At 51.6% G+C, this 24,980-nt stretch carries 25 protein-coding genes and 1 riboswitch; of the genes, 5 read left to right on the forward strand and 20 right to left on the reverse strand.

The window, feature by feature from the left end; genetic code table 11:
• Positions 1-211: 211 nt before the first annotated feature.
• Positions 212-562, forward strand: coding sequence for a hypothetical protein (locus MHI45_RS06800; protein WP_076108998.1), 351 nt, complete (start codon positions 212-214; stop codon positions 560-562).
• An 8-nt stretch (positions 563-570) separates the two neighbouring features.
• Positions 571-1,443 carry a GNAT family N-acetyltransferase gene (locus MHI45_RS06805; protein WP_076108997.1) on the forward strand — a complete coding sequence of 291 codons (873 nt, stop codon included), beginning with the start codon at positions 571-573 and terminating at the stop codon, positions 1,441-1,443.
• Positions 1,444-1,584: 141 nt separating this feature from the next.
• On the opposite strand, the gene glpK is transcribed toward MHI45_RS06805, so the two are convergent.
• The 8 genes from glpK to MHI45_RS06845 all read right to left on the reverse strand — a co-directional run bounded on the left by glpK (position 1,585) and on the right by MHI45_RS06845 (position 10,127).
• On the reverse strand, positions 1,585-3,078 hold the full coding sequence (gene glpK / locus MHI45_RS06810) for a glycerol kinase GlpK (RefSeq protein WP_341118924.1): 1,494 nt from the start codon (positions 3,076-3,078) through the stop codon (positions 1,585-1,587).
• Positions 3,079-3,192: 114 nt separating this feature from the next.
• On the reverse strand, positions 3,193-4,632 hold the full coding sequence (locus tag MHI45_RS06815) for an ATP-binding protein (RefSeq protein WP_341118925.1): 1,440 nt from the start codon (positions 4,630-4,632) through the stop codon (positions 3,193-3,195).
• A complete protein-coding gene (locus MHI45_RS06820) occupies positions 4,633-5,349 on the reverse strand; it encodes a response regulator transcription factor (RefSeq protein ID WP_020427515.1) in 717 nt (238 codons plus the stop codon).
• Positions 5,350-5,424: 75 nt separating this feature from the next.
• The gene (gene ccsA / locus MHI45_RS06825; RefSeq protein WP_038594585.1) at positions 5,425-6,687 is read right to left on the reverse strand and encodes a cytochrome c biogenesis protein CcsA; all 1,263 of its coding nucleotides are present in this window, start codon (positions 6,685-6,687) and stop codon (positions 5,425-5,427) included.
• Positions 6,684-8,372 (reverse strand): cytochrome c biogenesis protein ResB, encoded by a 1,689-nt coding sequence (resB, locus tag MHI45_RS06830; protein ID WP_341118926.1) that lies wholly within the window; start codon positions 8,370-8,372, stop codon positions 6,684-6,686. The genes ccsA and resB overlap by 4 nt, the downstream gene beginning before the upstream one ends.
• Entirely contained in the window at positions 8,369-8,893 is a 525-nt protein-coding gene (locus MHI45_RS06835; RefSeq protein ID WP_341118927.1) for a redoxin domain-containing protein, read from the reverse strand. Before MHI45_RS06835 ends, resB begins: the two co-directional genes overlap by 4 nt.
• Positions 8,894-9,003: 110 nt before the next feature.
• Positions 9,004-9,762 carry a pseudouridine synthase gene (locus MHI45_RS06840; protein ID WP_038594591.1) on the reverse strand — a complete coding sequence of 253 codons (759 nt, stop codon included), beginning with the start codon at positions 9,760-9,762 and terminating at the stop codon, positions 9,004-9,006.
• Positions 9,763-9,782: 20 nt separating this feature from the next.
• A complete protein-coding gene (locus MHI45_RS06845; RefSeq protein WP_038594593.1) occupies positions 9,783-10,127 on the reverse strand; it encodes a hypothetical protein in 345 nt (114 codons plus the stop codon).
• 241 nt (positions 10,128-10,368) lie between these two features.
• Here MHI45_RS06845 and MHI45_RS06850 point away from each other — a divergent pair, with 241 nt between their 5' ends.
• Positions 10,369-11,733: an erythromycin esterase family protein gene (locus MHI45_RS06850; RefSeq protein WP_341118929.1), complete on the forward strand. Its 1,365-nt coding sequence runs from the start codon at positions 10,369-10,371 to the stop codon at positions 11,731-11,733.
• 30 nt (positions 11,734-11,763) lie between these two features.
• Here the strand turns inward: MHI45_RS06850 and MHI45_RS06855 are convergent, their stop codons facing one another.
• From MHI45_RS06855 to mscL, 12 genes are all read right to left on the reverse strand, one after another.
• Positions 11,764-12,252 (reverse strand): spore maturation protein, encoded by a 489-nt coding sequence (locus MHI45_RS06855; protein WP_052092630.1) that lies wholly within the window; start codon positions 12,250-12,252, stop codon positions 11,764-11,766.
• Positions 12,253-12,303: 51 nt separating this feature from the next.
• Positions 12,304-12,969, reverse strand: a complete 666-nt coding sequence (locus MHI45_RS06860; RefSeq protein WP_038594599.1) for a nucleoside recognition domain-containing protein — start codon at positions 12,967-12,969, stop codon at positions 12,304-12,306.
• Positions 12,962-14,167 (reverse strand): D-alanyl-D-alanine carboxypeptidase family protein, encoded by a 1,206-nt coding sequence (locus tag MHI45_RS06865; RefSeq protein WP_341118930.1) that lies wholly within the window; start codon positions 14,165-14,167, stop codon positions 12,962-12,964. Before MHI45_RS06865 ends, MHI45_RS06860 begins: the two co-directional genes overlap by 8 nt.
• 195 nt (positions 14,168-14,362) lie before the next feature.
• On the reverse strand, positions 14,363-14,851 hold the full coding sequence (gene ytfJ, locus MHI45_RS06870; protein ID WP_076108987.1) for a GerW family sporulation protein: 489 nt from the start codon (positions 14,849-14,851) through the stop codon (positions 14,363-14,365).
• Positions 14,852-14,968: 117 nt separating this feature from the next.
• Positions 14,969-15,655, reverse strand: coding sequence for a DUF2953 domain-containing protein (locus MHI45_RS06875; protein ID WP_076108986.1), 687 nt, complete (start codon positions 15,653-15,655; stop codon positions 14,969-14,971).
• Positions 15,656-15,818: 163 nt separating this feature from the next.
• On the reverse strand, positions 15,819-16,436 hold the full coding sequence (gene scpB, locus MHI45_RS06880) for an SMC-Scp complex subunit ScpB (RefSeq protein ID WP_076108985.1): 618 nt from the start codon (positions 16,434-16,436) through the stop codon (positions 15,819-15,821).
• A complete protein-coding gene (locus MHI45_RS06885; RefSeq protein ID WP_038594609.1) occupies positions 16,405-17,196 on the reverse strand; it encodes a segregation and condensation protein A in 792 nt (263 codons plus the stop codon). Before MHI45_RS06885 ends, scpB begins: the two co-directional genes overlap by 32 nt.
• Before the next feature lie 141 nt (positions 17,197-17,337).
• Positions 17,338-17,805 carry a 6,7-dimethyl-8-ribityllumazine synthase gene (gene ribH / locus MHI45_RS06890; RefSeq protein WP_038600255.1) on the reverse strand — a complete coding sequence of 156 codons (468 nt, stop codon included), beginning with the start codon at positions 17,803-17,805 and terminating at the stop codon, positions 17,338-17,340.
• Between the two features lie 39 nt (positions 17,806-17,844).
• A complete protein-coding gene (locus MHI45_RS06895; RefSeq protein WP_076108984.1) occupies positions 17,845-19,098 on the reverse strand; it encodes a bifunctional 3,4-dihydroxy-2-butanone-4-phosphate synthase/GTP cyclohydrolase II in 1,254 nt (417 codons plus the stop codon).
• Between the two features lie 61 nt (positions 19,099-19,159).
• Complete coding sequence (locus tag MHI45_RS06900; protein WP_038594610.1) at positions 19,160-19,828, reverse strand: riboflavin synthase; 669 nt, start codon at positions 19,826-19,828, stop codon at positions 19,160-19,162.
• A 72-nt stretch (positions 19,829-19,900) separates the two neighbouring features.
• Entirely contained in the window at positions 19,901-21,001 is a 1,101-nt protein-coding gene (gene ribD, locus MHI45_RS06905; RefSeq protein WP_076108983.1) for a bifunctional diaminohydroxyphosphoribosylaminopyrimidine deaminase/5-amino-6-(5-phosphoribosylamino)uracil reductase RibD, read from the reverse strand.
• Between the two features lie 223 nt (positions 21,002-21,224).
• Positions 21,225-21,394: riboswitch (FMN riboswitch) on the reverse strand.
• A 101-nt stretch (positions 21,395-21,495) separates the two neighbouring features.
• Positions 21,496-21,894, reverse strand: coding sequence for a large conductance mechanosensitive channel protein MscL (gene mscL / locus MHI45_RS06910; RefSeq protein WP_076108982.1), 399 nt, complete (start codon positions 21,892-21,894; stop codon positions 21,496-21,498).
• A gap of 191 nt (positions 21,895-22,085) precedes the next feature.
• Here mscL and MHI45_RS06915 point away from each other — a divergent pair, with 191 nt between their 5' ends.
• Positions 22,086-23,450: an MBOAT family O-acyltransferase gene (locus MHI45_RS06915; protein WP_076108981.1), complete on the forward strand. Its 1,365-nt coding sequence runs from the start codon at positions 22,086-22,088 to the stop codon at positions 23,448-23,450.
• A 53-nt stretch (positions 23,451-23,503) separates the two neighbouring features.
• Entirely contained in the window at positions 23,504-24,976 is a 1,473-nt protein-coding gene (locus MHI45_RS06920) for a copper amine oxidase N-terminal domain-containing protein (protein ID WP_083675446.1), read from the forward strand.
• Positions 24,977-24,980 lie beyond the last annotated feature (4 nt).

The raw sequence follows: 24,980 nt of genomic DNA on the forward strand, positions 1-24,980 counted from the left end.
GGTTAAAAATCACTATATAGTGCGCTAGCAACCGCTTTTATCACCGGGTTTCATTTGATCTTTTGTGACAAATTAATACATGTTTCGACTTTATTATTGCATATACATGAAATTCATGGTTATCTATATGAACAGATATACATGAGGACCACAGAGGCAAGCTTAGCTGCCCCCTCATGTTCAGCAATCCACTAACGGGAGAGATGTACAGATGGGGAAATTTATTTTAAAGACAGATGTGGAACAGAAAGTAATCGAAATCGAATTGGAAGGCACCTTCTCTGAAGAGGACGGTCTCCGGTCCATCCAAGCTTATCAGCAAACGATCAATCCTATTAACCCAGCCGACTATGAACTGAAAATTGATTGTATAAAGTTGAATGTAACCGCTCCAGATGTGGTGCCTCTGCTGGAAAGCTGCTTCGTGATGTTCAAGAGCGACGGATTTGTGAAGGTCAAGCTGACGCTGGAAAACAATCCGATCCTTAAAATGCAGCTGGCCCGGCTGGGCCGCAAGGCTGGTCTTGAGAATTTAGAGATCATATCCGCGGTTGAAGTGTAGCAGCAGTTATGGGAGAACATGTAATTAAGAAAATGACTGATTTCTCGGAGAGATCTATTGCGGCTGTGAAGTCGCTGGAGCTGCTCTGCAAAAATTCCGATGGGAGCAATCTGAGAGTTGGCGTTGAGAGTCTGGGGCCTGAGAACGGTGATGCAGCTTTCCTCTGCCATGCCGGGGAACAGTTAATCGGTTTTCTGAGCTGGTATACGTCGGACGGAACACAAGCCAACATCAATGGAATGGTGCATCCCGAATACCGGTTGCAGCAGGTGTTCCGCAGACTGCTGGATCTCGCGAGGCAAGAGATGGAAGCACAAGGCATCCAAACGCTCCGTTACCGCATCCCTTCGGGGTCTCTTTCAGGAGCTGGTTGTGCGGCACAATTGGCAGCAAACTTGACCAGCTCCGAGTATTCCCTGAGTCTCAAGCAGTACCACGCCCGTGAGCCCCGTTACCCGGAACTAACGTTGCAAGTAGAGCAGCCGGATGATTATGAATTTACGGTGATGTGTTCATCGCAGGCTTTCGGTGATTCAGAGTCATGGACACGGGATTATTGGGCCCATACCCGCCAGCCTGGGCGCATCACCTATATTGCCAAGAATAATCACATGCCGGTTGGACTGATAAGAGTTAATAAAGTTGACTCCCGGACAGCGGTTATCCACGATTTCTGCGTCCTTCCGTCTTGCCAGGGAAAAGGCCTTGGCCGCGATATCCTTGCAGCAGCAGTGGAAGACCTGCTGCTGCAGGAACCCGATACGCATATACGTCTAGGTGTCGTCACTGAGAATGCCCATGCTCTGGACCTCTACCTGAGCGTCGGCTTTGCCGTTATGGGCGAGTTTCAATATTTCACAGGTCCGGTGTCTTGCCGGTAAATCAAAAGTTATAAATAGGAATGCTAAAGCCCGCCAGAACAAATACGGCGCTCAAGAAGAATTCACTCTTCTTGAGCGCCGTTTGCGTGATAGGATGATCGTGAAACTCGTTTCCAAATCGGTACATGATTACATTCCTGCTTACTGACGCCCCTCATGCTTCTCCCAGCCCATGGTACGCGCTACAGCATCTTTCCAGGCGCCGTAGCGGCGTTCCCGTTCCTCCTGCTCCATCTGCGGCGAGAACACCTTCTCGGCCTTGTTGAAGCTCTCCAGCTCTTCTCTTGACCAAATCCCTGAGGTGAGTCCGGCCAGCAGCGCTGCACCCAGAGCCGTCGTCTCCGCATAGGTGGTGCGGGTCACCTCACTGCCTAGAATGTCTGATTGAAACTGCATCAGCAGATCATTGCGGACAGCGCCGCCATCCACGCGCAGTCCGGTCAGCGGCATGCCGGCGTCTTTTTCCATCGCCCCAATCACATCCCGGGACTGAAAAGCCAGCGACTCCAGCGTGGCCCGCACCAGGTGACCTGCCGTAGTCCCCCGGGTCAGTCCGAACACCGCGCCGCGGGCGTACATATCCCAATAAGGCGCCCCCAGGCCGGTAAAGGCCGGTACAACCACGACACCCTCGCTGTCCTCCACTTCCCTTGCTTTGTCCTCCGAGTCCGAGGGGCCGGTAATCAGCCCCAGTCCTTCCTCCAGCCACTGGACGGCTGCACCGGCCACAAAGACACTGCCTTCGAGCGCATAATACAATTCATCGCCCATACCCCAGGCTACTGTGGTCAGCAGCCCATGAGTGGAGACGACTGCTTCCGTACCAGTATTCATCAGAATAAAGCAGCCTGTGCCGTATGTGTTTTTGGCGCTGCCGGCATCCAGACAGGTATGGCCGAACAATGCGGCCTGCTGATCGCCAAGGACAGAGCGGATAGGAATTTCCGCACCGAACCACTGTGCCTGGGCTACGCCGAATTCCCCACCGGACATCCGCACCTCCGGGAGAATGGCGCGGGGGATGCGCAGAACTTTGATAAGCCGCTCATCCCATTTGCGCTCATGCAGATTAAACAGCATCGTACGTGAAGCATTGGTCACGTCCGTGGCGTGCACAGCGCCTCCGGTGAGCTTCCAGATCAGCCAGCTGTCAATAGTTCCGGCAAGCAGTTCTCCCCGCTCGGCACGTTCCCTTGAGCCCGGCACATGGTCCAGAATCCAGGCCAGCTTTGTTGCCGAGAAATAGGCATCGACGACAAGTCCCGTCTTCTCGGCAATCTCTGCGGTAAGACCTTGCCGCTTAATGTCCTCACACTGCTCCGCCGTGCGCCGGTCCTGCCAGACAATGGCCGGATAAATCGGCACACCTGTAACCCTGTCCCAAATGAGCGCAGTTTCCCGCTGATTGGTGATGCCGATGGCCAAAATCTCCGCAGCCGGGACCCGGCTTCCGCTGATAGCATCTCTGGCTGCAGCAAGCTGGCTTTCCCAGATTTGCTCCGGATCATGCTCAACCCAGCCTGGACGGGGGAAAGATTGTTTAATATCATACTGACCCTGGGAGAGCATGCCCGCTTCCAGATCAAACATAATCGCCCGTGAGCTGGTCGTGCCTTGGTCCAACGATAAAATCATGATAGATGCCTCCTTGATTTGCTGCAAGATGTTCCACGATGAACAAGATTAAAGTGCTAGTTTCAACAAAAAGCACCTCTGCTGTCAGAGGCGCTGTCATGCTGGGTCAAGCGTTTACTGTTTTTCGACAGGAAGCCGCAGCGTAAAGGTTGTCCCCTCGCCAAGCTTGCTGTACGCGGTAATTTGCCCTTGATGCGACTCGACGATATTTTTAACGATCGCCAGTCCCAATCCCGTTCCCCCGGATTCCCCCCGGACACGCGCTTTATCCGCCTTGTAGAAACGTTCGAAAATATAAGGAAGATCCTCCGGCGCAATGCCGACTCCTTCATCCCGGACTTCAATCCCCAGGTAACGGCGGCCCTCCAGAATCACCGTGCTGGTAACAATGGTAATGTGCTTGCCTGCGGGTGTATGGCGGAATGCATTGTCCAGCAGATTTGTCAGAACCTGCTCCAGCTTATCTTCGTCGGCAGCCTTAAGGAGCGGTATATCGCCAGACTTGGTCAGCTCCAGATGTATCTCCCGTTCCTTGGCCCGTACGGAAAACTTGCGGTATATGCGTTCCAGCAGCTCATCCATATCCACCTGCGCCTTGGCCATATCCGTATGTCCTGCCTCCATGCGGGCAAGATCCAGCAAATCCTTAACCAGCCGTCCCATACGCAGCGATTCGTCATGGATAACCTGCACCAGCTCGCTGCTCTCCTCCGGCGAGGAGGCCATACCATCCAGCAGCGCCTCGCTGTAGCCCTGCATCATCGAGAGCGGTGTACGGATTTCATGCGATACGTTGGCCACAAAGTCCGTGCGCATTTTCTCCAGGCGCACCTCTTCAGTCACATCACGCAGAACCGCTACAGCGCCGCGGATATTCCCTTCCGAATAGAGCGGAGCCATATGAACCGACCAGACTCCCTGGCGGACATGCACATTAGAACGCTCGTCGCTTCCCTGTTTCAGCGTGCTGAAGAACAGCGGGCGTAGCGGCGGCGGCACATCGCCTGAAGCAACCGCATCAGGATCAAGCTCAGAATCGCTTTCCTGCTCGTGGTCTAAATCCTTCCAGGCATGAAGCAGTTTTTGGCCGTGCGGGTTGGTCAATATAATCCGGCCTTCGATGTCAAACGTGATAACAGCATCGCTCATGCTGCGCAGAACACTCGACAGATGGCCCTTCTCATGGTTCAAACTGCGGATATTCTCCTCCAGCTCTTCAGCCATATGGTTGAATGAAGTGGCTAATTGACCAATTTCGTCGCTCGTCACAAGTGTCAGCCTTGTCCCGTATTCACCCTTGCGGATATTGTTGGCCGCTTCAATGACCTGCTGCATCGGCTGGGTAATCTTAGTAAATAAAAACAAGGCAAAAAATGTCGTCAACGAGAACCCGATCATACAGGCATACATGAACAAACGTTTAATCGCCCCGGAATTGGCGAAGTTGCTGTCGATATAAGGCAGCAGAGACAGCCCCACCGTAATGAGCACGACAGCAACCAGACAGATGATCGTGATCCACAGCTTGCCGACAAGACTTCTCCAGAAATTCACTTATTTAGGTACCTCGAGCTTGTAGCCAACGCCCCATACTGTGGTGATCATCGCTGCTGATTCCGGTGAAACTTTATTCAGTTTCTCGCGAAGCCGTTTGACATGGGTATCCACTGTACGTAAATCTCCGAAAAACTCGTAATTCCACACATCCTTAAGCAGCTCTTCGCGCGAGAAAACCTTGTCAGGCGAGATAGCCAAATAATGCAGCAGCTCATATTCCTTCGGGGTCAGGCTTACTTCCTGGCCGCCTGCAGTTACCCGGTGTGCATCATGCTCAATAATAAGATGCGGGAAAACGATATTGTTGCTGGAATTGCTCTCTTTGGATAAAAAGGCCGTTGCCGAAGAACGGCGCATAATGGCCTTGACCCGGTAGATCACTTCTCGCGGGCTGAACGGTTTAACCACATAATCGTCTGCACCCATTTCAAAGCCCTGAACCCGGTTGATTTCCTCGCCCTTGGCGGTCAGCATCAGAACAGGAGTAGATTTAACCCCCCGGAGTCTCGTCAGCACTTCAATCCCATCGATGCCCGGCAGCATGACGTCCAGCAAAATAAGGCCATAATCATTGGCCGTTGCTTTGCGCAGAGCAATTTCACCGTCTTCCGCTTCGTCGATTTCGTAGCCTTCTTTTTCAAGGTACATCTTTAGCAGGCGGCGAATGCGCTCTTCGTCATCCACCACCAGAATTCTATTCAAATGCTCTGCCATTTCACAACAACCCCTTCATCAAATACAGTAGAACGTTATCTTAAAACCAAGTGCTGCGTTAGTAAACAAAGTTGCTCAGTCCGTCCCCGCATAAGAATGAAGCCCGGCGATGACCAGATTAACGCCCACCAAGGTGAACATTACGACCAGAAAGCCGAGTACGGCGAGCCACGCGGATTTGCGCCCTTGCCATCCGCGGGCCAGCCGCAAATGGAGATAGGCGCTGTAGAACAGCCAGGTGACGAGAGCCCACACTTCTTTGGGATCCCAGCCCCAGAATCTGCCCCAGGCCACTTGAGCCCAGATCATGGCAAATATCAGCGCACCCAGTGTAAAGATCGGGAATCCAATGGCTATAGCCCTGTACGTAATTTCGTCGAGGTCATTCTCATCGATTCCGTCCAGTACCGGGTGTATGGCCTTGCCTAGCGGCTTACGGACAATGAGGCGCAGGAGTCCATAGATAAGCGCGCCGGAGATCAGCGACCAGATAACCGTGTTGAATTTCCGTCCCGCATTGACACCATTCATCCATGAAGGCGCTTCGAAGAGAGGCTCCTTCATACCAAGAAACGACTGAAATTGCTCAATTTCGCTATGATACGGCGCCACAATCGGCGGCATTTTATAGCTCACTCTTTCTATTGTACTATCTTCCTGCCCAGGGCTGTCAATCGTAACGTTGGAACGAACGAAAACAGTTTCGTATCCGGCGCCGCGAAAAGCAAAGACGCTCCCGAGAAACCCTATTATAACAATGATCGAAAAGAGAGTAAATTCGACCAGCCGCTGCTGCTTGCGGTCGCTCCGCTCCGCGCTGTCGAAATTCACTGTGCGCAGCAGATACATCAGACCGGCTGCGAAGCCGACTGCGAAGAATGATTCGCCCAAGGCGGCCAGGGTAACATGAATGTTCAGATAGATGGATTTCAATGAAGGTATCAGCGGCTGAACCTCCTGCGGAAATACTGCCGCATAAGCCATAACGATGATGGAGATCGGTACCGCAAAGACGCCGAGAATGATCTTGCGGTAGATGGCGAAGATTACTGTGAAGGCAACCATCACCATCATGGATAAAAAGGTCATGAACTCATACATATTGCTGACCGGAATATGACCCGATCCCATCCAGCGGGTGATGAAATAAGCCATGTGGCAAATGAGGCCCAAAGAGGAAATTATAAACGCAATTCTGCCCCAGCGCGCGGTATGCTCTTCCGGTTTTCTGCCGGACCACCTGCGCCCCATAATAGCGATTGTGAACAACATAAACGCACCGCTGTATAAGAAAAATGCGATGATAAAGACATCACTGCTGAAATCGAGCAAGCTCATGCCATGCCTCCTCCGTTGTCCAATGATTTTTCATCGACTGTCATGTCTATCTTCTTCAGAATAGAAACGATCTCACGGCGGAAGCCGAACCAATTCTTGTTCGTATGGCCACCCAGTACAAGTTCTCCGTTCTCCAGCGTCAGCCAGATGCGTCTATGCTGCCAGTAGAAGCCAAGCACGAGCCCAAGCATTACGATCCCGGCACCTATCCAGACAAAGGGCATTGCACGGTCCACACGCACATTGAGGAAGGAGGTGGACTCTGCAAAATCAACATCGCTCATGCTCTTCACTTCAAGCTCCAGAAACCGGCTGCCGCCTCCCAGCTTATCGTTGATCGTCTGCTGCTGGAACTGATCCTTGTCAATCGCCTTCGGAAAATAGAAATATTGCTGCCCTTCCGCCGGCAGGTCCGGCCCCGTAATCAGAAAAAGGAATGCAGGCGCATTCGGATTAGGCGATTTGGATACCGGCTGCCCCTCCTCGTTCAGACCGAAATCCATATATTTCTCTTTCAGCTCCAGGGTGTAGGGACCGACCTGAAAGATGCGCTGAGAGTTCTTCATCTCCAGCTTGAACTTGCCGAATGCCTCACCCGTAGCTGAATTCACCAGCTCAGGCTGTACTGAGCGCAGTACAGGGGTCAGGTCATAATCAAACTGATACGCTTTCAAACCTTTGTAGCTGAGCGGTGAATTCACACGGATATCATGGGAGGTCACCTCTGCGAGCTGCGGCTCCTTCGAAGGATCGACACAATCGGCGGTGCATTCATAAAGCTTGGCCTTTGTCTCATACAGCTTCGGCAGCACTTTCCTGCCGCGGAATTCCTCAGGCATTTCTGCTTCCGAGTAAAATTCCACTGTAAACTTCTCATTGAGTAAATAATAAGTGGTATCCGGAATCCTAGTCATTTCCCCTTGCGGAAAAGCGAGATGCTGATCCATATTCAGTCCCGGCAGTCCTCTCGCCAGTACGGCTAGCAAAAAAATAATCAGGCCGATATGTATGACATAGGGTCCCCAGCGGCTGAAACGGTGCTTCTCTGCCAGCAGAGCGCCACCCTCTGTCCTTACACGGTAGCCTTTTTTCTTAAGCGGCTCTACAATTCCGGCCACCCAAGTCTCCGGATCTTCCTGTACATCAGTGACCAGAACAGCCTTTTGGCGGGTCAGAAACTGCCGGTGCTTGCGGATCTTCTGGCGGGTCAGCGCCTTGTACAGCGGAAGTACGCGGTCCAGGCTGCAGATCACCAGTGAAGCTCCGATCATTACCAGCAGGGTTACGAACCACCAGGATTCATAGGTGTGCGAAAGGCCGAGTCTATAATAAATATTCCCGGCTGTTCCGTACGTTTCTTTGTAATACGTTGAGGCATCAATGTTCAGAAAAGTGCTCTCCTGCGGGAAAATCGTACCCAGCATGGAGCCCAGCAGCGTCAGCACAATCAGGTAAATCGCTATTTTGACAGAGGAAAAAAAGTTCCACACACGGTCGATCACTCCGGGATTCACACGCTGTGAACGGCGGGCAACTCCATCGTAGCGCATTTCAAGATTCTCTCCCGAGGAACTTCCCTTCTCCTCCAGCGGTTTGCCGCAGGCTTCGCACAGAACGGTACCTACCGGATTCTGATGCCCGCATTCGCATTTGGTATTGCTGATCAGCGGCGTCCGTTTCTTCATTCGTTCACCAGCTTTCCGATCTGGGACTCCAGCGAGTTCAGATCCAGCTGTCCGATATGAATGCTGTCCACTTTGCCCTTCTTATCAATAAAGAAGGTGGTGGGCAATGGGGATACGCCATAGCTGCGGACGGCATCCCGTCCGGTGTCCATGACAACCGGGAAATCAATTTCGACAAGCTTAACAAAATTCTCCACTGTCATCTGATCCTCGCCGACGTTAACCCCCACGACCACTACACCTTGATCTTTCCATTTCTCCCACTGCGCCTGCAGAGCAGGCATTTCCTTCACACAAGGGCCGCACCATGAGCCCCAAAAATTAAGTACAACCGCGTTGCCCTTGTACTCTTCGAGCGTATGGGTCAAACCGTCTAGTCCCAACAGTTCAAAGGACGGCGCCCTTCCGCCCTCCCGGGGTTTTCCGTCTCCTCCGAATACGGAGGAACCGATTGCATAACCTCCAAGCAAAAGTATCAAAAACAGAATTACGATTTGAATCGGCTTTCTCGCTTTGCCCACACGCGAAGCCCCCTTCTGTGACGCAACTCATACTTTAGTTGTTAGGTGTGAACATCCTATGAACATTATACCGAATATTGTCACAGTTTTAGGAGGGGGAAATGTGAACTTTATGTGTCCTTGCGTGTCGTATTTGCTTTTAGCGCTCCAGCCTTGGCCATTTGCTGCAAATGATTGATTTCATCTTTGGTCAGGTGGCGATAAGAGCCGCGTTTGAGATTTTGCAGCAAAATATCCCCGAAGGAAATCCGCTTCAGACGGATTACAGGATGAGAAATTGCTTCAAACATCCGCCGGACCTGACGATTGCGCCCTTCATGAATCGTAATGCTGATTACGGTTTCTTTGTTGACTTCATCCACATCTTTGTATTCGACTTCCGCCGGAGCGGTCATACCGTCCTCCAGCTTAATGCCTGCCTTCAGCTTGTCCAGTGCAGTGCCATGCGGCACACCCTTGACCGTGGCCAAATACGTCTTCGGTACATGGTGCTTCGGATGCGTGAGCAAGTTGGCAAACTCTCCGTCATTCGTCAGCAGCAGTAATCCTTCCGTATCATAGTCCAAGCGGCCTACAGGGTATACGCGCTCGTTAATGCCCTTCAGGTAATCCGTTACCACCTTGCGGCCCTTGGGATCAGATGCGCTTGTAATGACACCTTTGGGCTTGTTAAACATAATGTAAATCTTGTTCTCTCCCCGGATCAAACGCCCGGAAACTTTAATAATATCTTGTTCGGGGTCCACCTTCGTGCCAAGCGTAGTTACGAGTTCCCCGTTGACTTCCACTTTACCGGCCAATATCATTTCTTCACACTTGCGTCTGGACGCAACACCTGCTTGCGCCAATATTTTCTGTAATCTTTCCATTTTCGACTACTCACCTCAGGTTAATGATAACCATCAGAGGCATAAATCACAAGTTCATTCCATGGAAAAAATGCTCCGGGACAAGAATTGCTGTGCGGTTCCACCAGCAAAGGGGAAATGTGGTAACGGGCAGCCAGCTCCAGAATCAATTTCCCTGCTGCAAACAACTGCTCTTTGCGCCCCGGAAGCGGCGGAACACTGTCTTCCGCTCCGAAATCCCCTTCGAGACAGACGTGGATATAATCCGGATCTGTCAGCAGCGGGGCGGCATAAATCCCCCCGTCTGCCCCGACCCAAAAGTCAAAGCCCTTGCCGTTAATGGACGGACAGCGGGAATGATGCAGAATAAAACCTTTATATTCCATCCCATTGTGGCCTCCCTCCGTATTGCTGCAATAGCATATGAAGTGGAGGAGAGCAGGGTGAGAAATTGGTGCTAATTTTCGCGCCGCAGAGAAATCGTCCGTTCATAGCGAACAGTGCATGCGAACATAACATGATTTGCATGTAAGGAATTAGTCATGTAAATCGATTGTTACAAAGGCCTGGCCACCTTAGGCTTAAAAGGACAGCAATTACACTATATCTAGCAATGGAGGAATACGTATGTTGATTAAAAGATCATGGAAAATCCGAACGCTCACGGTTGCATCTGTACTTGGGCTGCTGCTTGGAGTGTCCCTTCCCGTGTCTGCCGCACAGCCGGCGCCGAATCCGCTGCCATACGCGCATGAGATTAAATCACTGACAAGCGGGGATTACAGCGATCTTTCTTTCCTGAAGCCGCTGCTGAAGGACAAGACGGTCGTTAGCCTTGGCGAGAACTTTCACCGGGTAGGCGAATACGCCAGCATGAAGACGAGGCTGGTAAAATATTTGCATGAGGAACTGGGATTTGAGGTCATCGCTTTTGAATCAGGTCTGGCTGAAGCTTCCGTCGTCAACGATGTTGCTGATGAATTAACCGCAGCAGAGATGATGGATAATTCAATATTTGACGTCTGGAAATCCGCAGAAACCCTGGAGCTGTTCAACTACATCAAACAATCGCGCCAGACGGACAGGCCTTTACAGCTGGCCGGGTATGATATGCAGTATACCTCCCCATTGTTTGCAGTGGCTACGCGCAGTTTCATTTCCAAGGTGAATAAGGACTATGGCAAAGCCTTTATGGACTTGGATAATGAAGCCAATAAAACATATTCTGGGCTAACGGAACAATACGCCCTGGAGAACAAAGGCAATCCAGTTTACCAGCAGCAAATAGGAAAAATCATTCAAAAGTATGTTCCTAAATATAAAGAATACATCAGGTACATCCAGGAACACCGGCAACAGTTCGACGCTTTTTATCCCGGTGCGCCCCACACAGCAGATACGATTCTGAAAGGACTGGAAGACCGTGTGCAATATTTCACGCAAGGGCAGGTAGCCAATGTGCGGGAAGTTTACGAGGCCCGGGACAGAATAATGGCTGAGCATGTGGAATGGCTGATGAAGGTCAGATACCCCGGCAAAAAGATTATTTTGTGGGCCCACAACGACCATTTGGCTAAAAACACCTCGGACATGCGCATCTTAGGGCAAGGGAAATGGCAGAATAGCTTTACCAGCATGGGCGAACTGCTGCATCAGAAGTTGAAGGATAAGATGTATGTGGTCGGCTTTTATATGAATAGGGGCAAAGCAACTAATCTTATAACATTGAAGGAATTCTCTATCGGACCGATGCCAAAAGGCACATTGGAAGGAAGAATCCTGCAAAGCGGATACTCCCGTACCTTCGTTGACCTCAGCAAGCATACCAAAGCAGACGCAGACAACAAATGGATGTTTCAACCTCAATATGCTGCTGAGGACGGGCTCACCAGTGCGTTCATTGCTCCGATGGTGATGAAATTCGTTCCGAAGGAACAGTTCGACGGCCTGATTCTCATTGATAAAGTATCCCCGCCAACCCGTACCTATTAAGCGGACAATCCTGCGGGATCCGGTTGCCTGCTACCCAAACACCAGCAGGCATACGGCGATGGCAGCGATAAAACCAATGACGTCTGAGAACAAACCGACTTTAAGGGCATAGCGGCCGTTGCGGACACCCACGGCGCCGAAGTAGACGGTCAGGACATACAGGGTGGTATCTGTGCTGCCCTGGATCGTGGAGGCGATCATGCCGATCAGGGAGTCCGGGCCATGGACACGGATCAGGTCGGTGGTGTAAGCGAGGGAGCCTGTCCCGGTCAGCGGACGCAGCAGGCCAAGCGGCAGCACTTCCGGCGGCACGCCCAAGCCTTTGAGGGCTGGGGCGATGAAGCCCATGAAGAAATCCAGCGCACCGGAGGCGCGGAACACGCTGATGGCGACAAGCATGCCGACAAGATGCGGGATAATGGCTATCGCCGTGCCGAAACCGTCTTTGGCCCCTTCCACAAAGGACTCATAGACTGGAATTTTGCGCGAATAGGCGTATAGCGGGATAAAGGTGATCATAACCGGAATCGCCCAGGCCGAGATGAGGCTAATTAACTGGAACACGGAAGCTCACCCTTTCAGTGAAGAATGCGGAAGCGCTGTGCTGCCTCTGGCTGAATCGCCGGACTTTACCGCCGGCGGTTTCGGCGGCCTGCGCATTAGTGTCAGCCGGCGGAACAGCCTATCGGCGGCGATGGCAGCAATCGTCGCCACTGCGGTCGCCGCCAGGGTCGTACCGACGATACCGGCAGGGTCGGCTGAACCGTAGTTGAGCCGGATTGCTATCAGCGTAGCCGGGATCAGTGTAATACTTGCTGTATTCAGCGCCAGCAGGGTGCACATCGCCGGGGTGGCGGTCTCCTTATCCGGATTCAGCGTTTGCAGCTCCTGCATCGCCTTGATGCCCATAGGGGTTGCGGCATTGCCAAGGCCAAGCAGATTGGCGCTCATATTGGAAAGGATATAGCCGATCGCAGGATGGCCTTTCGGAACATCGGGAAATAGAAAGGAGACTACGGGTCCGAGTACCTTGGCGATTTTCCTGAGCAATCCGGCATCCTCGGCCACCCGCATAATTCCTAGCCAGAAGACCAGCACGCTGATTAGGCCGAAGCTTACCGTAACCCCGCTTTTGGCACCGTCAAACACGGCAGCTGTAAACTCGTCCATCCGCCCGTTCACAGCGGCAAATACGAAGCCGATCAGGATCATTCCGAGCCAGATTCCATTAATCATGTGTATCCCCCCGCTGAAAAAGTGCCCGAAGCGCGCTGCCAAGCGCCTGCAGCCAGTTCCCCGCCGGATAAGCAGGGGCTAGGGCCGCGCTGTACTTCTTGGTATAAGCCGATTGTTCCGGGGGGAGCTGCTCCGGCTCATAAACGGGCACCCGGCCGATTTCCTGGCCGCCCAGCTGCAGGACTAGCACGCCTTTTAAGCCAAAATCGCTGCTGCGCGCCTGTTTCGGCACAGCTGCTTCCCGTTTCAGCTCAAGCTTGGTAAACAGCCTCGCCTCTTCTCCCTGTCCAAGCGGGTAGGCAAAGGATTTGCTGGTCACGTAGCTGTATCCGCTGATCCCTTCACCGCGTTCGATTAACGTTTTGAGGGGATAATGATTGAAACCGAAATTCAGCAGAGATGCATGGTCATTCCAGTCGTTTCCGTCGTTGATTGTGACCGCAACCAGCTGCTGTCCGTTTCTTGTGGCAGAGCTGACAAGGCAGCGCAGCGCTTTTTTGGTATAGCCTGTTTTTACGCCGTCTGCTCCTTCATAGAGCCGCAGCATTTTATTTTTGTTGCTCCATTTGTAGTCCCATTTCTCATAAGGATTGTCCGCCGTCTTCTCCTGCGTCTTCACGATTTCCTTGAATACAGGATTGTGGAGCGCATAGGCGGTCAACACTGCCAGATCATTGGCACTGGAATAATGGCCTTCGGCATCCAGACCATGCGGATTGGCAAAATGGCTGTGGGTTAAACCGAGCTCCTCCGCCTTCTGATTCATCAGGTAGACAAAACCCTGTTCAGAACCGCCGACATGCTCGGCTATTGCTGTTGCTGCATCATTTCCCGAACGCAGCATCATCCCGTACAGCATATCCTCCAATTTCATTTCTTCCCCTTGCTTCAAAAACAGTGAAGATCCTTCCTTGGCAAAAGCGTTTTTACCTACTTTGACCTTGGAGGTCAAATCCCCATTTTCTATAGCCACTATGGCAGTCATAATTTTGGTCAGACTGGCGATCAGCATAGGCTCATCTCCCCTGCTGCTGTACAGAAGCCTTCCGGATTCCACGTCAATCAGCGCCGCAGCCCTGGCATGGGTGGAGATGGAGCTGTTTTCGGCCCGGAGTACAGGCAACGGACGCAACCCAACTAGCAGCAGGCACAATATCAGGATCAAAGTCGATTTAAAAGTTAATCTCTTCATGTTCATCCTCCGGCTTCTTTCTTCTCAGTTCTTAAGTCAGGTTAAGGTTCGGATCACGCTATGTTGTACAAGTGTATGCAGCATGACGGACAGGTATGTCCCTCTCTTAAGTCCTCTCTATGTATGAGGATCGGACACCGACTACGTAAATCTCAAAAAAAGGGATACCGCCCCGGTAAGGCGATATCCCTGATTTCTCCTCTAGTGTGTCGACGAGTTGCTGGCTGCAGGATCTGTTTTAACTGCTGGCTTTGCAGCAGGGACACCCACAACTTCCGCCCCGACAGGAGCACCATTTTGGAACATATTCTGGATTTTGTCGATCAGCCCTGGAGTGGCGTCAATGATTTTCTCGAACAGATGGGTTTGATTATCAAGCGGCACAATATGCACACCTTCCCTGCCCACTACTAGAAAAGCGATCGGGCGAATGGATACGCCACCCCCGCTACCGCCTCCGAATGGAAGCATTTTAACGCCGGAGCCGCTGCCGTTCACACCCGGCGCATCATCCTCCACCCGGAAGTCGCTGCCCCCTGCGGCAAAACCAAATGCCACTTTGCTGATCGGCAGAATGACGCTGCCATCCGGTGTCTCTACAGGATCTCCGACAATTGTATTAACATCCACCATGCCTTTGATATTTTCCATCGCGGTCTGCATCAGACCTTGAATCGGATGGTCACTCATATTGTTATCCTCCTTTAACTTCTAGGGAAATACTCTTTCTTCCACAGCGTATATCATTCCCATATCACTACATTTGTATGTAAGTCGTTTCTATCTTCCGGGCAGTTGGAGCTTCCCTTACTGCTTGTGGCTCAATAGCTGTTTCCACCGGGCCAGTCCCCCCTTCACTTTGGTGATCCGGCGCAGCAGCAGTATCCCCGCGTAAAGGGTGTAGGCTAAGGACAGTTTGCCGGCACATACTGCCTCTGTGGAGTAGCACAGCTCATCGCGGAACACCGGTGCGACAAACAGACGCGGAGCGTGCTGCAGCCGGACGAATTGTGAAACCCAGCCAATAAGGCTCCATTTCATTCCCCACAGCGCCCCCGCAGCTGTCGCTGTATAGGCTGCATCGCCAAGCGAGAAATCCGTCGACCAGTCGAGCTTTGATATTTTGACATGGGCCATCAGTCCTTTCAGCCACTTCTTCAATCCCCGTGTCGCCCGCAGCGCTGCCTTAAAATTATCGATCCAGCTTGACACAGCCTCCTTGTCAATTTGCTCCTCTTTATCAGAGTCCTTCTTCACGGGTGCGATCCCGCTTTCTTCCAGCTTCACCCTCACTCCCCGCTCCATACCCTCAAATACGAGTGCTGGCAGTTCATAATGAAACTTAACTAACCCATATAAAGCCTTAATGTCAAATTCCACCCGGTCATCCTTGCCAAGTCTGCACAATCGGAAGTGAAAATGTATGGAAGAAGACAGGACCAGTACAATGATAACCAGCAGAAGAGCCAAAGGTATAACAAGCCATAACGTCACGGATTACCCTCCAAGCATCCTTATAATAGGAACCTTTGGTTTAGTATGGCAAACTTGGCTGGAAAAAATTCGGATGGACGCAAAAAAACCGTTGTTCTCCTAAGAGACAACGGCATTTCAACATAAATTTACAGCTCAAGCCGATCCGTATGATGAAGATGCTTTACTCCTCCATACCCTGAGGCTGCTCAACATCATCGAACGTCATTTGGCTGTCCAGCTTGCTGAAAAGGAGCTGTGTCTCCTCTTCCAGCCCGTCGGAGTTATCGAAGTTAGACGGCTCCGGCAGCTCCTTCAGGCTGGCCAGTCCAAAGCTGTCAAGGAACGATTTGGTCGTTCCGTAAAGGATTGGACGGCCTACTGCCTCGGCACGCCCGACCTCATGAATGAGATCCTTATTGTTCAGCGTATGAATCGCCCGTTCAGACTTTACTCCGCGGATCTCCTCAATCTCCACCCGGGTAATCGGCTGGCGGTAGGCCACAATGGCCAACGTCTCCAGCGCCGCCTGGGATAAAGAAGATCTTGAAGGCGAATAGGCCAGCCGTTCAAAATAAGCCGCATGCTCCGGCAGCGTAGCCAGCCGGTAATTCCCGGCGATCTGCACGACCTGCAACCCGCGGCCCTGGTTGATGTAGTCGTCTTTCAGCTCTTCCAGCGCACTTGTCGCCAGATCCGGACGCTGCTCGGTGATCTCGGCGATTTGACGCGCCGACAACCCTTCGTCGCCAGACAGAAACAGCAACCCTTCAATAATCGATTTCAGCGTTTTGTAATCCACTGAATTCCTCTCCTCCTCTCCACTCCATCACAATATCCTCAAACAATTTTTCCTGATAACAGTAAATGGCCTTCATCTTCATCAGCTCCAGGATCGCCAGAAAGGTAGTCACGATCTCATGTCTGGCCATCTCATCATGCAGCAGCGCCGAGAAGCGCAGCCTGCCGCCTACCCCTTTGCGCTGCAGCGCCTCTGAAACATCCCGAATCCGGTCCTTGACTGAAATTTCATCGCGGGTAATCCGCTGATAAGAGGACCTTCGAGCCGCCTTGCTAAGCGCCTTACGGAATGCGGCGATGAGGTCAGACGTATGTAACCCTTTAAGTGTGTTATCAATCTGCGTCGGCACGAAAGGGCCCAGATCCTCCGGCTCCTTCGTAAAGATCAGACTGCGTTCGCTCTCCATATCCAGCAGCTGTACAGCGATGTTCTTGAATTTACGGTATTCAATCAGCCGCTGAACCAGTTCTGCACGCGGATCATAGCCATCATCCTCGTAATAGTCGAAATCCTCGATCTCAATGACCGGCGGCTTCGGCAGCAGCAGCTTGCTCTTGATGGACAACAGGGTTGCAGCCATAACGAGAAATTCGCTGGTGATATCCAGTTCAAGCTCCTGCATCGTTTGCAGGTAATCCATGTACTGTTCGGTGATCACGCTGACCGGAATGTCCTGGATGTCGATTTCCGCTTTGTCAATTAGATGCAAGAGCAGATCGAGCGGACCTTCGAACGTCTCCAGCTTGTACAATACAGTCACGCGGTTTCCTCCCGCCAAAAAAAAGTAAAGTGCAGCGCCGCTATAGGGACGCTACACAAGTAGAAAGGGTTTTTATAGTCCATGCTTTCTTCTTATACTTATAAATAAGCACGATTATAGCCAATTCGTCAAGAGGCTGTCTTACTTAAAGAGCTTGTTAAGGTTTGCCATTTCGATTGCCGACGTCGCAGCATCCCAGCCTTTGTTGCCTGCTTTGGTTCCGGAACGCTCGATGGCCTGCTCAATATTCTCGGTCGTAACAACACCGAAAATAGTAGGAATACCTGTTTTAAGATTAATGGCGGCCACCCCTTTAGCCACTTCGTTGCATACATAATCATAATGCGTAGTGGAGCCACGGATGACGGTACCCAGCGCGATGACGGCATCATATTTGCCGCTTTCGGCCATCTTTTGGCAAATCAGCGGAATTTCGAAAACGCCTGGAACCCATGCCACATCCACCTCTTCATCGGCAACACCGTGGCGTTTGAACGCATCCAGAGCGCCGGACAGCAGCTTGCTTGTGATGAACTCATTGAAACGTCCTACGACTACCCCGTATTTTAAACCCTCGGATACTAAATGTCCTTCAAAATAATTCGGCATTGTGCTCATCAACCCTTCATTAGTAAGTTAATTTTATGGTTAAATTTTGGAATCTTCATTTTGTTCAATATTGTCAAAAGTCAGCAAATGTCCCAGCTTGGCCTGCTTTGTATGAAGATAATTCGTGTTGTCCTTGTTCTCCGGCATTTGAATCGGCACACGCTCCACAACCTCAAGGCCGTAGCCTTCCAGTCCCTTGATCTTGCGCGGGTTGTTGGTCAGGAGTTTGATCTGTCGAACGCCAAGATCTTTAAGAATCTGTGCCCCTATACCGTAGTCGCGCAGGTCTGCCGGGAAGCCGAGCTTCAAGTTGGCATCAACTGTATCCAGACCTTCCTCCTGCAGCTTGTAGGCACGCAGCTTATTAATGAGGCCGATACCTCTGCCTTCCTGGCGCATGTAGAGCAGCACTCCTCTGCCAGCCGCTTCAATCTGGCGCAGCGCTGCTTCAAATTGCGGCCCGCAGTCACAGCGGTGTGAATGGAACACATCACCGGTCAGACATTCGGAATGCACGCGGACCAGCACCGGCTCCCCGCCGGAAATATCGCCTTTGACCAGCGCGACATGCTCTTTGTCATCCACTTCGTTCGTGTAGGCAATCGTCTGGAAAAGACCGAAATCCGTAGGCAGATTCACTGAAACTTCACGGGTGACTAAATGCTCCTTCTCGTTGCGGTAATGGATCAGGTCCTTGATGCTGATCAGCTTCAGATCATGTTTCTTGGCGATCTCGATCAGATCCGGCAGCCGGGCCATCTCTCCGTCTTCTTTGACCACTTCACAGATGACGCTTGCCGGATATGCGCCGCACATGCGGGCTAGGTCAACAGCAGCCTCAGTGTGGCCGGAACGGCGCAGTACGCCGCCTTTCTTGGCAATCAGCGGGAACATATGCCCCGGTCTGCGGAAATCAGACGGTTTGGCGTTGGGGTCCATAATCGCTTTGATGGTCATGGATCTTTCACCTGCGGAAATACCGGTTGTGGTATCTTTGTGGTCGATGGACACGGTAAAAGCAGTACCATGATTGTCAGTATTCTGGCTGACCATCGGCTGCAGATCCAGCTCCTCCGCACGTTCCGCCGTAATCGGCAGACAGACCAGCCCCCGGCCTTCCTTAATCATGAAATTGATTACTTCCGGTGTAGCACGTTCGGCAAGAGCAATGAAGTCCCCTTCATTCTCGCGGTCCTCATCATCGACTACGATGATCACCTTGCCGCGCATCAAATCATAAATAGCGTCTTCAATCGGGTCCAGGACGCTGTCTTGCTTGGATTCTTGGCTCATGTTTCTGTCCTCCTGATCACTTTACGTTGCCTTCACAGGCTATCCGTAAGCTTAGTCTTATTTATACAAACCCGTTGGCCGCCAGAAAATCACGGCTGATCCGGGAACTGTTCTCATCTTCCTCATGTCCTGCGCCCGCACTGTAATGCAGGAGATGATCCACATACTTGCCAAGCACGTCACACTCAATGTTGATGCTGTCACCTGAGCGTTTGTGCGTAAGTACAGTTTCTCCAAGCGTGTGCGGAATAATCGACACGGTAAACGCTGCAGCCGTCGTATTTACGACCGTCAGGCTGATGCCGTCAATCGTGATGGAGCCTTTAGGAATAATGTATTTGAACAGCGATTTGCGGTCCGGTGCAATCTCGAACACAACCGCATTCTGGTCACGCTTCACGCTCCGGATTTCACCGGTGCCGTCGACATGCCCCTGAACGATATGCCCGCCGAAACGCCCTCCGGCGGCCATTGCCCGTTCCAGATTCATTTTGCCGCCGGTCCGCAGCTCTTTCAGGTTGCTGTTGCGGTAGGTCTGGGGCATCACATCGACGGTAAAATAATGGTCGCCTAAAGACGTTGCGGTCAGGCAGACCCCGTTGACAGATACACTGTCGCCGATCTTCAGGTCATCCATAATGAGAGAAGCGCCGATATTCAGCACCATCATCTCGCCTCCGCTGGAGACGCTGCGCAGCACGCCGATCTCCTCAATTAAGCCGGTGAACATAGAACCCCTCCTACAAGTTTGGTTAGGATCACTGCAAGCATATGCTTAAGCTTTGTTAGCATCTGCTGTTACTTAGCGGATTGGAGTGCCGCTGATACACACATTATCCCCGAGCACTTCCACTTCCAATCCCTCAAGCGTGATAGCATCCTTCATCAGCTCGACACCCGGGAATTCGAAGGTTCCGGCCGCTCCGGCCCCGCCGCCGACGATCTTGGGAGCGAAGAACAGTACTACGCGGTCAACCAGTCCGCTCTCCAGCATGGAGCCGTTCAGTGTACCTCCGCCTTCCAGCAGTATGGAGCCGATCTCCATCTCGCCCAGCTTAGTCATGGCACTTTGCAGATCCACGCGCGGCCCCGCGCCGCAGATAATGACTTGAACCCCTGCCGCCACAAGCGCCTCATGTTTGACCGGATCGGCAGCTTCTGTAGTCACCACAACTGTAGGTGCCTGCCCGTCGGTAACAACGGCGGAATCCAGCGGGATACGCAGCGATGAATCGATCACAATCCGGACCGGGTTGAGTCCGGGTACCACCATTCTTGTGGTCAGGGAAGGATTATCGGCAATAACCGTATTGACGCCGACCATAATCCCCTGATGACGGTGCCGCAGGGTATGTACAATCTCCCGTGCCTGCCCGTTAGATATCCACTTGCTGTCCCCGGTCCGGGTAGAGATTTTGCCATCAAGTGTACTGGCGCTCTTCAGCGTGACAAAAGGCCGCTTCGTCAGAATGTACTTGATGAACTTCTCGTTCAGCCGCAGGGCACGGCTGCGCAGCAGCCCCACTTCAACTTCGATCCCTTGATCGCGCAGCATGGCTATGCCCCGGCCTGCTACCTGCGGATTGGGATCTTCACACGCTACCACTACACGAGCTACGCCTTCATCAATCAGTCTTTGGCTGCAGGGCGGCGTCTTGCCGTAATGGCTGCACGGCTCAAGGGTCACATACGCTGTACTTCCCTGCGCCTTGCCGGCCGCCATATTCAGCGCATGCACCTCGGCATGCCCTGTTCCGCGCTGCAAATGAGTGCCGAGGCCGATCACCGCGCCGTCCTTCACTACAACACAGCCCACCACCGGGTTGATGCCTGTCTGTCCCTGTGCTCTTTCCGCCATATCCAGTGCCAGCGCCATATAAAACTGGTCGTTCATTGTATCCATGCCTTGCCTCCAATCCCAATGCCTTGTATTCATGCTTCCAGTCCAAAACAGAAAAACCCGCCTCAATCTCCAGGAGGAGTTCAAGACGGGTTATACGAGAGTTTACCGGCAGTCCAATAAAATGGTGCGTAAATAAACGCCACTAACATGGCATTGTGAAAGTTCGCACATAATATTCGAAAACACTGCAGTACGCCTGCCTATACAAAGCACAGAACGTCAATCTCTCCCTCTTCCATCCAGACTATACTGTCGGTCCCGGAATTACACCGGGTCCACCGTCCGTATGCAACATACGAAGCGGGTAGCGGACTAAGCGCTGATATTGGCATTTCGGCCATATACAGCAGCATCACCGCCGGTAGGGAATTACACCCTGCCCTGAAGGATTGATATATTCAATTAAATTAAGTTTTGCCTACAACAAAATTATCACTTAGCGGCAGGAAAAGCAAGTGCATTTAATATATTTACTTTATTTATGTAACTTACTTCTAGCTTTCACTCTGTTTTTCCGCCCGCAGCAAATCGCGGATTTCTGTCAGCAGGGCAATTTCCGGATCTGGTGCCGGGGTTTCGACCACTTCGACTTTAACGACTTCCTTGCGTTTAAATTTGCCTACCAGCTTAATCACCAAAAAGATGGAGAAAGAAATAATAAAGAAATCTACCACTGCCTGCAGGAACAAGCCGTAGTTCACCGTTGCCTCTCGGAAAGTGAAGCTAAGCTTCTTCAAAGGGTCAATCCCTCCGCTAAGCATCCCCACCAGTGGCATAATAATGTCGGCGACCAGAGAGGTAACGATTTTACCGAAAGCTGCCCCGATGACGACAGCAACAGCGAGATCAAGCACATTTCCTTTCATGGCAAAACTTTTGAATTCCTTCCACATTGCGATTCCCTCCAAAACTCCGAATTTAAACTATTATAGCATTTCCCCTGCGGATGACAATAAATCTCCGGCCTTGTTCTCACGAAAAGGAGAATTTTCTTAAGAAAATCATTAGATTTAGTGCCGGTAAGTCTTTAGAACTGAGTCTTAAAGTGATTGTTATACCAAATCTGTTATAAGCGAGGGGTCATATGTTATTTAATTCGTACATCTTTATGTTCGGCTTCCTGCCTGTTGTGCTGGCCGGCTACTTTGCACTAAACCGCATCCGCCTGTTTAAGTACGCCAAGTTGTGGCTTGCGCTGTCCTCTCTGGTCTTCTATGGCTGGTGGAATATCCGCTACATCCCGCTGATCCTCTTGTCCATTCTGTTCAACTATACGCTTGGCCGGTATATACACAGCGGAAAATTCCGCCCCCGCACACTGCTAATCTTCGGCTTAAGCGCCAATCTCCTGCTGCTGGGCTACTACAAATATGCCGATTTTTTCATCACAAACTGGAATGGGCTGACAGGTTGGAAAGTGGCTCCCCTTCATTTGCTGCTGCCGCTCGGGATCAGCTTTTTCACCTTTACCCAAATTGCCTATCTTGTCGACGCCTACCGGCATCAGGCACGTGAATACGGTCTCGTCAATTACATACTATTCGTTACCTTCTTCCCCCATCTGATTGCCGGTCCGATCCTTCACCACAAGGAGATGATGCCTCAGTTCGACAGACTGCGGGGCAAGCTCTGGAACTGGAATAACGTCCTGAAGGGTACCCTGCTGTTCAGCATCGGCCTCGGTAAAAAAGTGATCATCGCGGATACCCTGGTCGGCTTTGCCAATAGCGGTTTTGCCTCCGCTGCTCATTTTGTGGACTCCTGGGTGGCTGTGCTGTCCTATACCCTCCAGCTTTACTTTGATTTCAGCGGGTACACGGATATGGCGATCGGCATTGCCCTGCTCTTCAATATTGTACTGCCGCAAAATTTCAATACTCCATATCGCGCCCTGAGTATCCGTGACTTCTGGAGACGCTGGCATATGACGCTCAGCCGCTTCCTTAGGGATTATATCTATATTCCGCTTGGGGGCAACCGCAAGGGCTTCTGGATCTCCATCCGCAATGTGATCATTACCTTTCTGCTTGGCGGCTTATGGCATGGGGCAGGCTGGATGTTCGTACTCTGGGGGCTGCTGCATGGAGTCGGGCAAGCGGTAGAGAAGCTGTGGGCACGCCGGGGCACGCCATTGCCCAAGGGTATCGCATGGCTACTCACCTTCGCCTTTTTAAACGTAACCTGGGTATTCTTCCGCGCAGAGAAGCTTACGATAGCCCTTAGACTATTAAAAGGAATGAGCGGAATAAACGGTTTGGGAACTTCTGCAGTCAGCGGCTTAAAGTGGGCTATCGTCCTAATTGTTATCCTGCTCGGCGTGATCCTGCTGCGGCACAAGACAGAAATTCAGGTGCGAAGCTGGAAGACGGTTATGGCCATGGCTCTGATCTTCGTCATTTCCTTGTTCTTCTTCAACCGTATCACTCCGTTCCTGTATTTTAACTTCTAATCCAGTAAACGATCCCGTCAAACTCACTCAGACTATTTGCTTAGGAGGTTCGAATGATGCCAGTACCCCATATTCAAATCGCCAAAACCCCGGCACAGCCACGCGGATTGCATGCCCGATCCCAAAAAATGATGACTTTATTCCTGCTGTTTCTGTTCTCGTTCGCAGCTCTCGCCGCTCTTCTTACCATTTTCCTGGATCCGCTGCAGTTCTATCATAAATCCTCATGGTATACCCCGGTTTTCTCACAGGAGGAACGTTACCAGAATCCCGGGCTGGCCAAAAACTATGATTACGACAATATTATTATCGGGACTTCCATGACCGAGAACTTTCTGCCTTCTCAAGTAGACAAAAGCTTAGGCGGAACCACAATGAAGCTGTCAATGGAGGGATCAACTGTCGACGAGCACTATAAAATCGCCAAGCTTGCTCTGGAAACCGGCAAAGTGAAGCAGGTCCTCTGGGGGCTGGATTATTTCTCCCTGAAGCTGGAAACCACAAAAGCGGCAAAAGAATTTCCGGATTATCTGTACGACGGGAAGCTATGGTCCGATTATAAATATTGGTTCAACTCCTCGGTATACAAGCAGTTCTGGCTCAGCCTCAAAAGCTCGATTTCGGGTGAGTCCGGTAAAACTCTGGAATATCTGAACAATTGGAACCATGTAGTTAAGTTCGGCCAGCAATATGTAACCAAAGCTTACCTGAAAGCCAGTGACAACGAGATATCCTCCGGGCTTAACGAGGAGAACATCGATCAATTGAAGGCACATTTCAATACCCATATACTGCCGCTGCTGAAGGAATACCCTGACGTGCAGTTCTACTTCTATTATCCTCCCTACAGCGTGATGCGGCAGGTTGCCTGGAATTCTGATAATCCTATCCGCTTTGGCAATCAACTGGTGATGCGCAAATGGATGTACGAGCAATTCCGGCAGTTCGATAATGTGTCGCTATATGATTTCCAGGCGGAATCGAAGTGGACGTTCAACCTTGATCTGTACAAGGATCTTAGCCATCACAGCGAAGAAGTTAACAGCTGGATTGCAGAGGCCATCGGAGAGAAGAATCCGGATTATCTTGTAACGGATGATAACATCGGCAAGTTCAACAATAAGCTGCAGTCCCAGGCGGAAAGTGCCGTTACCGACCTCAGCGGGAACCTCTATCAGAGCAGCGTTCAGTTCGGTGGAGTGCAGCTGGGATATACCACCCGGCTGGTCCAGGGGGACAAGGAGCTGTGGCTGACTGCCAAAGACCTGGGGCCTGCCCTGGGGGCAAAAGTGGAATGGGATGGAGCCAGCAAAACAGTAACGCTCACGTCCGGCGGGCACAGTATTGCAATGACTGTCGGCAGCAGTGAAGCGCTTGTGAATGGCACTAGCATTGTCCTGGAAGCCGCTCCGCTGCTCGTCGGAGGCAAAGCCTTGATCCCGCTCGCCTTTACCGCTGAACAATTGGGCTGGGATGTCACTACCGATAAGAAGGGGAACTGGATCCGCTACAGCCTTACTCCATAACTAC

Source organism: Paenibacillus sp. FSL H3-0321, from assembly GCF_038002865.1.
Lineage (GTDB): Bacteria > Bacillota > Bacilli > Paenibacillales > Paenibacillaceae > Paenibacillus_AQ.